Source organism: Paraliomyxa miuraensis (assembly GCF_026337845.1).
GTDB classification, from domain to species: Bacteria; Myxococcota_A; Polyangia; order Nannocystales; family Nannocystaceae; genus Paraliomyxa; species Paraliomyxa miuraensis.
This window is the reverse complement of record NZ_JAOVZF010000114.1, coordinates 1-13,964: the sequence shown is the minus strand read 5'-3', so window position 1 is coordinate 13,964 and position 13,964 is coordinate 1. Positions and strand designations below refer to the sequence as shown.

Sequence of the window (13,964 nt, the reverse complement as noted above, 5' to 3'; positions counted from 1 at the left end):
GGCCGGCCACACGCGTCACGGCAGCGACGCCGGACAGCCCGGCGGTACGCCGGAGTTCACGATCCGGGTGACCCCGGACATGTGTGCCGAGATCGCCGCGTGCTCCGGCGGCGTGACCAAGCGGGGCCCGGTCTACATCTGGGACGCCCCAATCGACGACTTGGCCCGCACCGCGGCGGACATCGGGACCGACTTCATCCCCATCGTGTCGACGCTCAAGTCGGTGTACGATGCGGTCCAGCGGCTCGACAATGGCGAGGACACCCTCGACGTGCTCATGTCCTCCGGGGCCGAGGGGCTGCTCAGCCTCATCCCCGGCGGCAAGGCAGGCAAGCGGCTCGGGGATGCCGTCGATACGGTCGCCGACGTCGCGGACGCGGCGGGGGACGTGCGGAAGGCCGCACGGGGAATCGACTCGGCAGGTCCTCTGCCGAAACCGCCGCGTGGGCCTGGCTCAGTACCGAAGTCACAGCGCGACCCGCAGCGGGTCTGGACTCCCAAGGAACGGGCGGCGAAGCGCGAAGCACAAGACAACACCTGTCGAGGGTGCGGTACACATATCGGCGCATCGAACTCCCGCGGTCACCACATCAACCGACACGCTGATGGGGGACCGACCAGTGATGCCAATCACGTTGAGGTGTGCATTGATTGCCACCTCGAGCTTCATAGGCCCTGAGTCTGAGGAGCTTCCATGAGCCAGTCCACGCACCCCCTGCCAGCAGCCGTCAAAGACGAAGATGCGGCCCACCCCATAGCAGGCGCTTGGCGACCGACCCTGAGCGAGATCGTAAGGTCGTTCGTTGCTGGTGACTATGCTCTGAGTCAACGGCCGGCCTCCGTTGCCCCCATCAGGACGGCCGTCACAGACCAGATCAGAGACTACATTGCGGACTACGGTGAAACGCTCGTCGAGCTTCCCGAGAATACATGGGGCACGTCCATTGCTCAGTGGATGGGAACCCACTGGGAAGTACTGGTGGATCTGTGGACTGCGGAATCGGGGGAAAGCGACTTGGTGCTGAGCGTCCGAGTGTTCGAGACCAAGGATGGCTTCCGCATCGAAGTCGATTCGATCCACGTCCCTTAGAGCCGATCCCAGTAGGCCCCCGGTAGGGCGACGGCTGACGCCGACGGTCCGATTGCCGCACCGATCCGGTTGGCTAGGCAGGCGGCATGGGGCTTCTCCAGCCGAACGACCATTGGCGCATGTCCGACGCCTTGTGGGGCAAGATCCAGCCGCTGCTGCCCGTGCCAGAGGACAATCACCCGCTGGGCTGCCACCGCAGGCGAGTACCCGATCGTGACGCGATGGACGCCATCCTCTTCGTGCTGAGGACGGGCTGTCAGTGGAATGCTCTGAGCGCGACCGGCATCTGCTCGAGTTCGTCCGCCCATCGCCGGTTCCAGGAGTGGACCGCGGCAGGTGTGTTCGAGAAGTTCTGGAGGCAGGGGTTATTGGTCTACGACGAGATGGTCGGCATCGACTGGAGCTGGCTGTCGATGGACGGAGCGATGACCAAGGCACCGCTCGGGGGGGAAAAATGTGGGCCCCAACCCCACCGACCGAGGCAAGGGCGGGGTCAAGCGCAGCCTGCTGGTCGAAGCCAAGGGCGTCCCGGTGGGCGTGACGGTCGCCGGAGCCAACCGCAACGACTGCAAGCTCGTGGAGCAGACGCTCGATAGCATTCCGATCCGCCGACCCAAGCCCACGAAGAAGCACCCCCAGCACATGTGCCTGGACAAGGGCTACGACTTCGAGTTCGTCCTGAAGATCCTGGCCGAGTACAACCTCGTCCCGCACGTTCGTCATCGTGGAGAGGAAGCTCGAGCGCGTCGCCGTCGTCGTGGCAAACCTCGGCGGTGGGTGGTCGAGCGCTCCCACAGCTGGTTCAACCGCTTTCGACGGATCCTGGTGCGATGGGAGAAACGCTCGTCGTCCTACATCGGGATGCTGCACCTGGTCTGCGGGCTGATCGCATGGCGAGCTACCGGCCTACTGGGATAGGTTCTTAGCCAACCACCTCGATGGCCAACACCTGGCTATCCGTACCACCCCGCGCGCCTTGACGCTGGGCGGAGGAGCCGATGCGAGCCGACGCCATATGTCTTGGATGGAGCCCTGGCGAGGGCTATGACTCATCCCCCGCCGCTCCTTCGTACACCCCATGCCGCTTCAAGCGCTCGCGCAGCGCCTTGCGACTGAACCCAGACCGCCGTGCCGCCTCACTGAGGTTCCCACCCGAGTCCGCCATCAGCCGCTTGAAGTACTCCGTCTCGAACTCGGAGAAGGGCAGCTCGAAGCACCCCATCTCCCGCTCCGATGCATGCACGGACCCGAGCCGCAGGTCGCCAGGACCGATCTCCGGCGATTGGACCAGCCGGGACGCCCGGCGCAGCACCTTGTAGAGCTCGCGCACGTTTCCGGGCCACCCGTAGCGCTTCACTGCCTCGCGGGCCTCGCCGGTCAGCGAATGCTCGCGTCCAACTTCCTGCGAGAGCTTGGTCAACAAGACGTCGGCGAGGTGGTTGGCGTCCCCGTCCCGCTCCCGCAGCGGCGGTAGCCGGATGCTCTCCTCGATCAAGCGGAAGTAGAGGTCCTCCCGGAACTGCCCGTCGGCCACCATCTGCCGCAGGTCGCGGTTCGTCGCCGCCACCACTCGGACGTCGACCTTCCGCGGCTTCCGCTCTCCAAGCCGCTGGACCTCCCGTCGGTCGAGCACCCGCAGCAGTCGCGGCTGGAGATCGATCGGCAGCTCGCCAATCTCATCGATGAACAGCGTCCCTCCGTTGGCCACCTCGAAGCACCCGGGCGCGGCGTCGTGGGCCTGGGTATAGGCCCCCTTGACGTGCCCGAAGATCTCCTCCTCGGCGAGGTTGCGGGTCAGCCACGCGCAGTCGAGTACCGCGAACGGAAGGTGCGACCGCGGGGACGCGGCATGCAGCGCCCGAGCGACCATCTCCTTGCCCGTGCCCGTCTCTCCCTCGACGAACAAGTCGAGGTCGGTCAGGGCCAGCCGTGAGAGCCGGGCGAAGACCTCGCGCATCACCGCGCTCTCGCCGTGCATGCCGTGGAACTCGCTCGCCGTGAGCACGGGAACCTCGACCGAATCGGTCCCGAGGATCTCGAAGCGATAGGCACCCGCCGTGAAGGACATCCCGGCGGACAGCATCAGCTCGGATACCCTACCGCCGCAGAACCAGGTGCCGTTGGTGCTGCTCCGATCCATGACCCGCACCCCGTCCTGCACCAGCTTGAGCGAGAAGTGCGTCCCGCTCAGCGAGGGATCGTCGAGCACGATGTCGTTGACCACGCTGCGGCCGCAGATGATCCGATCCTTGGTAAAGGTCTCGGCCCGAGGCGAAGCGGACCCACCCGTGATCCGCAGCCGGAGCTGGCCGGGGCGACGCACGAGGATCGCCGGCGGAGGCGGTTGCCGAACCGTACTCTGTAACACCTGCAACACCGGCTTTGACACGTCCGACAAGGTACCAGGGCAGACGCGAAGGGGAAGCCCTCGGAGGCACTGCCCAGCCGAACCGCTGCGTACCGGTGTCGCGACCCTCGACCGAGGTGGACCTTTGGTGCCACGCAGGGATCCGGTCGCTCGCTGAGCGGTGGCCCGTCGCAGGGGGTGGTACCTTCTCGGACCAAAAGGCCGGAAAGGTACCACCCGCGCACTGACCGCCGACTCTATCCTCCTGTTTTCACTAACTCGCACTTCTGGCACGGGACTTGATGATAGGTCGGCCGACCCGCTGCAGGGGGCTCTCGCTCCCCGCGGCCTCGACCCTATCGAGGTCGTCCGCGAGACTAACCGAGCCCCTCAGCCCGTAGCACGAGCCATGACCGACATCGTCATCCCAGGACACGAGATCCTCAACCTCATCGGTGAGGGGGGCATGGCCCAGGTGTATGCGGGCGCTCGGTTCGGGGTGGGCAACTCGATCAAGCCCGTCGCGGTGAAGGTGATTCGTCCCGAGCTCTCGGCTGACCCGCGCTTCCGCGAGATGCTCCTCTCCGAGGGGCGGACCAGCATGAAGTTCAACCACGGCAACATCGTGACGGTGTTCGACGTGGGCGAGGTCGACGGCCAACTCTACATGATCATGGACTGGGTCGACGGGGTGAGCCTCAAGCAGTTCGCCCACACGTTGTTGAAGAAGCGCGACCAACCGCTCGATCTCTCCTTGGTGCTCTCGATCGCGATCCAACTGCTGTGCGCGCTCCACTACGCCCACAACTACAAGGTCGACCGGAAGAAGAAGGGCATCGTCCACCGCGACGTGACCCCCTACAACGTGATGGTGTCCTCGTCAGGTGAGATCAAGCTGCTCGACTTCGGAGTCGCACGCATCGCAGGAGGTCGAACCACGCGGAGCATGAAGGGCAACCTCGTCTACATGCCGCGGGAGCAGGCGCAGGGTAACCCGCGGGTCGAGAGCGACATCTACGCGGTGGGGGCACTGATCTTCGAGCTCATCGAAGGTGAGCGCTTCCGAAGTCACTGCGAGACCGAGGACGACGTTCTCCGAGACATCTTCGAGGGTAGCGTGCCGGAGCTGCGGCGCCCGGACGTGCCCGAGGAACTGCGAGATCTCTTGCGCGACATGCTGGCGGTATCGTGGGCGGATCGCCCGCATTCGGCAGTGGAAGTGATCAAGCGGATCGACAAGCTACCGATCAAGCTGTTCTCCTCACCCATCGAGATCCAGGAGCTCTACGAGAGGTACTTCGGCGAACCGCACTCGGGCCTGACGCGGTTCGCTCACCGAGACCCGGAGCTATGGGTCGATCACATGCGCAAGTTGGGCAAGGACCGCGCGCGAGACGACGCCCAAAAGTGGAAGTTGGAATCCGACGCCCCGCAGGAGCGAAGCGGAGACGCTTCCCCGCGCACTCTATTGCAACCCCGAGCCCATGCGGAGGTGCGACTGCATCGGGCCATGGACGAGGGCTCCGATCCGTTCGAGGTCCAGACCACCGCGCGTTTCAAGCCGTGCGACACGCCGATCGCCAACGACGAGAAGCCGAGCGCGGCGGCGGATGCCGCCGAGGTCCGTGGCGACGGGGCCATGGGGGACGAGGCGCAGCGAGAGGGGGCGCGAGATCGAGGACGTGGCGAGGAGCAGCCGGAGGCGAAAGCCGAGCCGAAGCGCGAGCCAACCGTTCGCCGTCCTCCGCCTTCGTTCACCGCGACGGGCCCGGCAAGAGACGCAGGACCGAGGGAGCTGGCCCCGGCCATGGGCATGTTCACCCGCATGGGGTGGGTGTCGAGGACCTTCGGCGGCACCGTCCAAGGGGTCGTCCCGTGGCGTGACCTCCTCGCCGGGCCGTTTGGGTTGTTGCTGTTGGCCACGTTCACCTTCGGCGCGGTGGTTCCCATCGCATGCCAGGTGAGCCTTCCCAAGGCAGAGGTGCGGCGATGAGCGCGAACTCCCAGCCGTTGCGCGCCGCGGACTCGGATGGATCCTCGCTCGAGGGGCGCACGGTCGGCTCTGGTCGCTTCGAAGTGCGCTCCGAGCTCGGGCGAGGCGGGATGGGCGAGGTGTACCTTGCCTACGACCGACGACGACGGCGGGAGGTGGCGCTCAAGCTGATCGCCACGAGGTACATGGGCCGGCCCGAGCGCGAGCGTCGATTCCGCAATGAAGCCGAGTATGCCCGCGGCGTACGCACCCACCCGAACGTGGTGTCGGTGATCGACGCGGGCGAGCTGGCCGACTGCGAGGGTCGACTGTTCATGACCATGGAGTCGGTCCGGGGTCCCACGCTGGCCATGGAGCTCGCGATGCTTCGTCGGGTTCCGATGGACCAAGTCGCGGAGTGGGCCCGGCAGCTTGCGCGTGGGCTCGCAGCGATTCATGCCGCCGGCATCGTGCATCGCGATCTCACCACGTCGAACATCTTGATCCAATCGGGGACCAAGGTCGCCAAGATCTTCGACTTCGGGCTCGCGGGCGAGCTCGACTCTCCCACCTCGACCCACGGAAGTCGGTTGACCGTGCTCGACGAGGTACCGGGCACCGAGGGCTACATGGCACCCGAGCAAGCCATGCTCGCGGTACCGGCAGCGACGATGGACGTGTTCGCGTTCGGGGTCGTGCTCACCGAGATGCTCGTTGGGTGCAACCCGTTCGTTCACCTCGATCGGGACGAGTACATCGAGTGGCAGCAGACGTCGCACCGCGAGGTGAAGTCGATCAAGCGCTGGAACCTGCCGTTTCCCGATGGATTGGTCGAGCTGGTCGACGATTGCCTTCGCCGCGACCCCAAGGCGCGCCCCCAAAGCGCAGCGGAACTGCTCGACCGACTCGACCGGATCTTCCCGCCCGCTGTCGCCGAGTTGGTGCCCCTGCCCACGGCCACGAAGCCGAGCGAAGACGGGTTGGCACCCCCGCCCACGGCCACGAAGCCGAGCGAGGACGAACTCGAGCCCGTGCCCACGGCCACGAAGCCGAACGAGTACGAACTCGAGCCGCGTACGCTCGCGGAAGTGGCAGCCGAGCCAAGGCCGGCGCTACGGCGCCTGTTGCCAATGGCGGCGCTGCTAGCGTTGTCGATGCTGGTGATCGGCGGGGTGATCGGATGGCGGCTGGCCAACGCGGTGGAGGAGCCCGACGGATCGGCATCACCTGCGGTCGAGGGGCACGAGGGCGTCGAGGAGCCCGCCCCGCAGAAGACGACCTCCCAGGTGCCTCCGAGCGATGAGGAGCTGACGGCTCCGGTCGAGCCGCCCGAGGAGATCCCAGGGCCAAGCGGCCCTGCCAGCGAGGTGAAGCCGCCCAAGCCCACTTCGGAGCCCGCAAGTCCCGACAGGGACGCGACGGTTACCGAGCCCGTGGCGCCGTCGGACGAGTCTCAGCCGCCGAAGGTGAAGCCGTCGGACTCGGCGTCGGCGACCTCGTGCGAGACTCAGCGTCAACGCGCTCATGACGGATATCGTCGCAAGGCATGGAAGAAGGTTCTCTCGGCGACGCGGGATGGCCGATGCTGGCCCGACGAGGCCGAGCGCACGCGACTGAGGGTGCGAGCGCTTGCCGAGACTGGCCAGAACAACGCGTGCGTGCGGCTGGCGATGAGTTCCCGCGACCCCGAGACTTCGAAGTGGAAGACGACATGCGAGCAGGACGTGTGGAAACCCTAGCCATGGGATGCAAGGCACCGAGCAAGCGGTGGTCGTGGACGACGCTGGCGGCGATGGTCGTGGCTGCGCAGCTCGTCGTGGGCACTGCCTGGGCTGGACCGGTCCCGGTGCGCCTCCACGTGACGGGGGATAGGCTCGATCCCAAGCAGGCCAAGACACTGGAGCCGCAGGTGCGCGAGGCGGTCGAGGGGATCCTACGGGACGAACACGGGGTGGCGATCGAGGACGACGCCACGACCGAGGTCAAGATCGAGGTGCGGCCGTTCGAGGACAAGAGGAAGCGTGACGAGCTGATCTTTCGCGTCACCGTGACCTCCGACGGCAATGAGGTCTACGCCGGACAACCCACGACCTGCTTGCAGTGCGACGAGACCAAGCTGCTCGCATCGGTGCGGACTCGGGTGGTGGAAGCGGTGGAGCACCTGCCCGAGCAACCGGAGCCAGCCGTGGCAGAGGATCCGGGGCCTGATGACGAACTGACGGCCGAGGAGCAGGACACCAGCGAGGCGGCCGAGGGCATCGCCGAAGTGACCGGACCAGCGGCCGAGGACGGGGCACGGCCCACCGCACCTTACTTGATCATGCGCAATGCTGGATTGGGGCTCCTGGTCCCGGGTTGCGTCTCGCTGGGAGTGGGCATCGGTCTCGTAGCCGTCGGGACACGGGAGGTGCATCCGGCCGATGAAGAGGAGATCGGAGAACGTGACTACCGCCCTCCGGGAACCGTACTCGCGATCATGGGCGGTGTCGTCACCGGAGCGGGAATCGGCTTGTTGGTCGCTCATGCGATCCGTGGACGCAAGGGCAACGGTGGGGGCGAGCGGTTGACGTTGAGCCCCGTGCTCGATGGAACCCACGCGGGTGCCGTGCTGCGCGGACGATTCTGAGCCAACGGAAGGACGGGTGCGGAATGCAACCAATCAACGTGATGATTCGAAGCGCAAGCGTGATCGCGGGGCTCGGCGTGGGCATCTCGATGGGATGCTTGAACGTCGGACCGAATGATGACCACTGCGCGCTGCTCGACGGGGATCAGACCTGCGCGGAGCGTTACCCGGGAGAGAGAACCTTCTGTACGAGGGGCACCTGTGGTCCCACGCTTGGCAGGGACGGATGCGTAGACGAGCGGCCGGAGGACGACGCCTGCTACAGCCCATGCGGAGGGGGACGCTCGTTCGCTGAGGACGCCGCGTGCCTCAGTGGCTCGAGCACCAGCACGGGCGAGGAAAGCTCTGGGACCGAGGGCAGCAGCGGCGAGAGTAGCAGCGGAAGCAGCGAGAGCAGCACCACGGGGCCAATGCCCTGCGTGGCCAACGAGGATTGCCCGGACGCAGCGGCGCCGTTGTGCGAGCCGGTCAGCGGCGAGTGTGTCACGTGCGATGCATTCGGGGCGGAGGCGGATGCGGCGTGCGCCGGCCTCGACCCTGCCAACCCCGTCTGCCTCGACGGAGCGTGCGTGGAGTGCACCGCGGCAGCCCCGGAGGCGTGCATGGGGATGACCCCGGTGTGCGACGACGCCACCAACACCTGCGTGCCGTGTGTCGAGCACGACCAGTGCGGAGATGCGGCGTGCAACTTCTTCACGGGTGCGTGCCTGCCGAACGATGCAGTGGTGCACGTCGGGCCCGGCCAGACGTACACGACCATCGGCGCCGCGGTGAGCAGCTTCGACATGATGACCGAAGGGACCATCATCGTGCACCAGGCGAACTACGACGAGGCAGTCACCGTGGATGGCGGGCGGGTGCTGGCGTTGCTGGCGAACGCAGGCGACACACCCACCTTGGCCCTGATCGCTGGCGGTGCACCGCAGATCACGGTGGGCGATGCCACGGTGCTGCTGGACGGCCTGCGCCTGTCGGGCAACGCCGACGATGTGGGCCTCGTGGTCGACGGGGGCCAGGCGTGGGTGGACCGCACCCGCATCGTGCAGAACTCGGGCGGTGGCCTCGTGGCGCAGAACGCCGCGGAGCTGACGTTGCGAAACTGCTTCGTCGGCGGCGGAACGGACGTGATCGGTGTCGAGGTCGTCGATGCGTCCGCGTCAGTGCTCTACAGCACGATCAGCGCGAGCACGTTCGGCATGACCCCGGCGTTGAGCTGCACCACGCCACTTGCGGTTGACGTTCGCAATTCCATCATCGTCAGCCAGGGCGGCACGTCGCCCGACGAGCTGTCGTGTGCCGCGGCGACCATCGTTGCCACAGCAACCGAGGCGAACGTGGGGCCGTTCAGCGCCGGATGGTTCGTCAATTTCAACGGCGGCGACTACCACCTCACTGCCTCTGGCACGTCAGCCTTCGCCGACGTGGCCAACTGGAACACGGGCGATCCGTCGACGGACATCGACGGTGACCCCCGCCCCTCCATCGATGGCACCGCGGACCATGCGGGGGCCGACGTGCCCTAGAGATCGACCCGGGACCTTCCCTCGAGTCCTTCTACCGTAGACGTGCCCCACGACTGCTCCCGAACGGTGCGGCGGGAGGGACATGCTTGCCCCCAGTGATCATCATCAGCCCCCGTAGGTACATCCACCGTAGATAGTCGCCTCCTCGAAGGGCGCCGCTCCTCGCTCGTGGCCAATTGCCGTGGCTGCGTCGGGTTCTTGCGTCCTCGATGCGGCTGCGCCTAGCGACCTCCAACGAGTACCCATGACCCTCCACCCCCCACCTGTGAACCCAACCCTGGGCGCCTGGGATGCCTTGACCGAGGTCGTGGACGCGGTGCGACTTCCCGAGCGCTTCCGTCGAAGGAAGCCTCGACCCGAGGGCAGGCAACCGACCCACACGGTGGAGTGGCTCGACGACGACCGAGCCCAGTCCCTTCGGGCGTTGCTCGAGCCGGCTCTGCGGGACACCGCACGGTGCTCGCGTGCGGATGGCCGGCCCCGGCCGATGATCGCATCTCGGGATCCCCTGCGAGCAAGCAAGCCGGCGGTGTTCGAGCCACTCGCCGACCTGGCCGAGCACCCCGAGTACCTGCTCGCGGTCGACGTCGACGACGCGGTGTGGTGCTTCGACGGGAGCGAGCACGGGTGCCTGGAGCAGTGGAGCAAGCTGGTGCTCACGCCCGCGGCCGGGTTCGCGGCGCGGGTGGGCGACGTCATGCTCCACGGCGATCCGGTCGCGCCGGGCCCGGGCAGCCCCAATGTCTTCATCGGTGGCCGCCCAGCGTTGCGTAGCTGCGACGGCCACGTGTGCCCCCGGGCCGAGCTCGAACCGCATGCCGGCGGCGGGTTCGTGGCGACGCAGACCAAGGTCGAGATCAACGGCTTCCCGGCCCTGCGGGTCGGCGACTACGTGGACGAGGGGCCGCACGGGTTCAACCCGATCGCGGTCGGTTGCCCATCGGTGGTGATCGGGCCGACGCCGCGACCAGTGGTGGGCTGGTGCTCGACCGGGACCAAGCCCTCGCCGCGACCCGCCCGCCTTCCGTTCTCGTGGCGCCGCATCGAGCCCGAGCCGAGTGAGCGCAAGGAAGTCCTCGGGCTCGCGCTCGACGGACCACGCGCACGCGCCCAGGGCGTGGCCCGGCCGACTCGGCTCTGGGCCGAAGCAAGGCGAGAGGACGACCGACGATGACCACGCTACGAGCCCCACCCTTTCGCGACGCGCCGCACGTGCTCGAGCAGGTGGCGCAGACCCACCGCCGCCAGGCGATCGTGCCGACCGGCGATCCGACCCTGGCCTACTCCCTGCCGATCCCCAAGGGCTGGGGCCGCGTGCAGGGCCTTGGTGCCCAGGCCCCGGCGCGGCGCCCGGAGATCCTCGGGCTCTTCGCGCCCGACCCCGACATCGAGGGCCCGCGGATCATCGTGTCGGCCACTCGCTTGCGGTGGGACGTCGACCCGGTGGAGTGGGTGCGTCATGGCTGGGAGCTCGCGGGCTGGTCGATCGCGATGGCTCAGCCGCTCGAGGCCCGCTGGCACCCGCGCTTCGAGGTGGGTGGTCTGCGGACGAGCGACCGCCGCGTAGAGGTGCGCCGCGCGACCGGGTTCGTCGACAACGGGCGCTTGCTGCGGGTCGACGTGGCCGGGCCTGCCTCGACCTGGGACCGGATGCACGACGTCTTGTGGCCGTGCGGGGTGTTGATGGCCCTGGACCGGCCGACGTTCTGCCGCGAGGTGGAGCCCCGGGTGCGCCGCGGCGGACCGCACATGGCGTTCTGCTTGCCAGAGTCCTGGACCGCCCGACCGCAGCCGCCCCCATGGCTGGGCATGACGCGATGGGTGGCCGAGCCCACCGACGCGGCGCAGGGCTCGGTGGGTCTGCGGATCGACGCCACCCGCTGGCAGTACGACCGCCCCGAGCCGGTGCACACGCGACAGCACCGACTGCACCACGAGCTGTGGATCAACGGGATCGCGCTCGCTCGTCAGCCCAAGCGGATCCCCCCGGGCTCGGCCATGGGCACGTCGGGGCTCGTGGGGATCTACCTTGCGACCGCCCGTGACAGCCAGCAGACCTTCGAGCTCCGCTTCGCCCACCGCGACGTGGACGGCTGGAGCTTCGACTACACGGCGGTGATTGCCTCGCCCGAGCGCTACCCGCTCAATCGCATGCGGGCGATCCGGGCGCTGGAGATCGCCGTGGCCACCACCGAGATCCAACCCGAGGAGCACACCCCCCATGCCGCATGACGTTCAGGCCCACGACGCGCTCCCGGATGGCCTCGACGAGCTGCCGTCGCCGCGCGTCCGGCTGTACCTCCAGCTCCGGGGCGACCCGGACGAGCACGAGTGGGCGGTGCGGTCGTTCGTGCTCGACGAGCGCCTGCATGCTCCCTACGCGCTCGCGGTGACGGCCCTGGGCCCCCTGCCCAAGGCGGGGCTCGAGGGGCTGCTCGGCGGGCGCGTGGTGCTCGAGCTTGCTCGCGGGACCCATGGGCGAACCGTGCACGGCATCGTGCTCGAGGCCGAGCTCGTTCGCGGGGTCGAAGGGAGCGAGGTCGAGCCGATGGTGGAACTCCACGTGGTGCCCGCGTTCGCCCTGCTCGGGCTCTCGCGACGCAGCCGGATGTTCCAGGGCCAATGCGTGGTGGAGATCGCGTTGGCCGTGATGGGTCCGGTGCTGGCCGAGCACGGTGGCCTGGTCTGCGTGGAGCGGCTGCTGCGGCTCCACCCGCCGCGGGACTATTGCGTCCAGTACCGCGAGACCGACCTCGACTTCGTGCTGCGGATCCTCGCGGACGATGGGATCACCGTGCTCTTCGACCACGACGCGGGGATCGAGACGGTGGTGCTGTTCGACGCCAACGAGGCGCTGCCCAACGCGGGGCGGGAGCCGCTCGAGAACGACGACCGGTCGCCGCCGCGGATCCCCTTCGTGGGCCAGGACGTCGACGAGCTACCGTTCGAGGGTATCGCCGCGCTGGGTCGCCAGAGCCGGCTGCGGCGGCGAGAGTGGACGGCGACGGCGTGGGACTGGCAGGTGCCGGGGCAATCGGTGCGCGCGGAGACCAGCACGCTCGACCCCGCGGCCGTCGGCGAGTGGTGGGAAGCGGACGAGGGACGGTTCGACGAAGCCGCGGCGGCGGAGGGACTGGCCGCGGACCGCATGGGGCGACGGGTGCAGCTCCAGCGGGGGCGTGACCACGCGACGGCGACGCGGCTGCGCGCGTGCTCCAATGTGATCGGCCTGCGTGCGGGCTCGGTGTTCGAGCTGCTCGAGGGGCCCGACGACGAGCTCGGCGACCAGTGGGTGGTGACGGCGGTTCGCCACGAGGCTCGCTCAGAAGGTCCACGCGAGCTCGGGGGCGAGGCGATCGCGAGAGCCGAGGACCTGCGAGTGCTCGCCGACGACACGGGCGAAGCCGAGGGGCCGCCGTTCGTCTACGGCAACGACCTCGAGTGTCAGCCGTTGCGAGCACAAGTCGTGCCGCCTCCGAGCCCGAAACCCCGGGCCGTGGGCATGCAGTCGGCCGTGGTCACGGGGCCACCCGGCGAGGCGATCCACACCGATCGCTTCGGTCGCGTCCGGGTCCGCATGCTGTGGGACGAGCAGGAGCACGAGGGCGAGCCCACGTCGTGCTGGCTACGCGTGGCCACACCGTGGGCGGGTGACGACTTCGGCGCAGTGTTCATCCCGCGGGTGGGCACCGAGGTGCTGGTGTCGTTCATCGACGGCGACCCCGACCGGCCGATCTGCTGCGCCTGCGTCCACGACGGCGTAGCGGGGCCGCCCTACGAGCTGCCCGGGCACGCGACCCGTACCGTGCTTCGCACCCGGACCATCGCTGGCGGGGGCTTCAACGAACTGTCGTTCGAGGACTTGGCGGGGGCCGAGGAGGTGTTCCTGCATGCCCAGCGCAACCTCCGTGAGCAGGTGCTCGCCCATCACTGCACCGAGGTGCGTCGCAACCAAACCCTCGCCGTCGAGGGCTCGCGCATCGCGAGGGTCGGCAAGGACGACACAACGATCACGGCCGGCGAGCACCGCCACATCGTGAGCGGCAAGGCGACCGCCCGTTTTCGCGGTGGCTACGCGGTGCACGTCGGGGACGTCCCACCCCCCGCCGAGTCCGCCAGCGCTCCCATGGACACGGAGCCCGATGCGCCCGCGGGAGGTTTCGAGCTGCGGTCGGTCGAGCCGATCGTGCTCTGCTGCGGTAGCAGCCGCCTGGAGCTTCGCCCCGACGGCATCGTGCTCCGAGCCCCGCGGATCTCGGCCGAGTGCCCGGGTGCGGCATTGTTGCTCGAGCAGGACGCGGCCACGCTGAGGGCGGCCAAGAAGATCGAGCTGGGCACCGACATGCTCGTGGCGGTGACCGCGAGCATGGCGGTGCTCAAGGGCCCGACCACCGAGATCGAGACCA

Annotated in this window: 12 protein-coding genes; 10 read left to right on the top strand and 2 right to left on the bottom strand. The window is 68.1% G+C overall.

Features of this window, described 5'->3' with window-relative positions; translation table 11 throughout:
• The 3 genes from OEB96_RS00740 to OEB96_RS00730 all read left to right on the top strand — a co-directional run.
• Positions 1–679: HNH endonuclease (locus OEB96_RS00740; protein ID WP_266213450.1), on the top strand; the 679-nt coding region annotated here is incomplete at its 5' end.
• 15 nt (positions 680–694) lie between these two features.
• Positions 695–1,090, top strand: coding sequence for a DUF7668 domain-containing protein (locus OEB96_RS00735; RefSeq protein ID WP_266213449.1), 396 nt, complete (start codon positions 695–697; stop codon positions 1,088–1,090).
• An 86-nt stretch (positions 1,091–1,176) separates the two neighbouring features.
• A protein-coding gene (locus tag OEB96_RS00730) for an IS5 family transposase (protein ID WP_266213448.1) occupies positions 1,177–2,008 on the top strand; the annotation gives its coding sequence in 2 pieces (ribosomal slippage) (positions 1,177–1,545 and positions 1,547–2,008; 831 coding nt in all).
• Positions 2,009–2,132: 124 nt separating this feature from the next.
• Here OEB96_RS00730 and OEB96_RS00725 read toward each other — a convergent pair.
• The gene (locus tag OEB96_RS00725; RefSeq protein ID WP_266213447.1) at positions 2,133–3,413 is read right to left on the bottom strand and encodes a sigma 54-interacting transcriptional regulator; all 1,281 of its coding nucleotides are present in this window, start codon (positions 3,411–3,413) and stop codon (positions 2,133–2,135) included.
• A gap of 433 nt (positions 3,414–3,846) precedes the next feature.
• Here OEB96_RS00725 and OEB96_RS00720 point away from each other — a divergent pair, with 433 nt between their 5' ends.
• The 3 genes from OEB96_RS00720 to OEB96_RS00710 are packed head-to-tail and all read left to right on the top strand — an operon-like array spanning position 3,847 to position 8,035.
• Positions 3,847–5,430 (top strand): serine/threonine-protein kinase, encoded by a 1,584-nt coding sequence (locus tag OEB96_RS00720; RefSeq protein WP_266213446.1) that lies wholly within the window; start codon positions 3,847–3,849, stop codon positions 5,428–5,430.
• A complete protein-coding gene (locus OEB96_RS00715) occupies positions 5,427–7,148 on the top strand; it encodes a serine/threonine-protein kinase (RefSeq protein ID WP_266213445.1) in 1,722 nt (573 codons plus the stop codon). Before OEB96_RS00720 ends, OEB96_RS00715 begins: the two co-directional genes overlap by 4 nt.
• 2 nt (positions 7,149–7,150) lie before the next feature.
• Positions 7,151–8,035: a hypothetical protein gene (locus OEB96_RS00710; RefSeq protein WP_266213444.1), complete on the top strand. Its 885-nt coding sequence runs from the start codon at positions 7,151–7,153 to the stop codon at positions 8,033–8,035.
• 259 nt (positions 8,036–8,294) lie between these two features.
• On the opposite strand, the gene OEB96_RS00705 is transcribed toward OEB96_RS00710, so the two are convergent.
• Positions 8,295–8,522, bottom strand: a complete 228-nt coding sequence (locus OEB96_RS00705; protein WP_266213443.1) for a hypothetical protein — start codon at positions 8,520–8,522, stop codon at positions 8,295–8,297.
• Between the two features lie 238 nt (positions 8,523–8,760).
• Here OEB96_RS00705 and OEB96_RS00700 point away from each other — a divergent pair, with 238 nt between their 5' ends.
• The 4 genes from OEB96_RS00700 to OEB96_RS00685 all read left to right on the top strand — a co-directional run.
• Entirely contained in the window at positions 8,761–9,558 is a 798-nt protein-coding gene (locus OEB96_RS00700) for a hypothetical protein (RefSeq protein WP_266213442.1), read from the top strand.
• Positions 9,559–9,802: 244 nt separating this feature from the next.
• A complete protein-coding gene (locus tag OEB96_RS00695; protein ID WP_266213441.1) occupies positions 9,803–10,732 on the top strand; it encodes a PAAR domain-containing protein in 930 nt (309 codons plus the stop codon).
• Positions 10,729–11,790, top strand: coding sequence for a hypothetical protein (locus OEB96_RS00690; protein WP_266213440.1), 1,062 nt, complete (start codon positions 10,729–10,731; stop codon positions 11,788–11,790). Before OEB96_RS00695 ends, OEB96_RS00690 begins: the two co-directional genes overlap by 4 nt.
• Positions 11,780–13,964, top strand: a 2,185-nt coding sequence (locus tag OEB96_RS00685) for a type VI secretion system Vgr family protein (RefSeq protein WP_266213439.1), incomplete at its 3' end; no start/stop codon positions are given. The genes OEB96_RS00690 and OEB96_RS00685, both read left to right, overlap by 11 nt.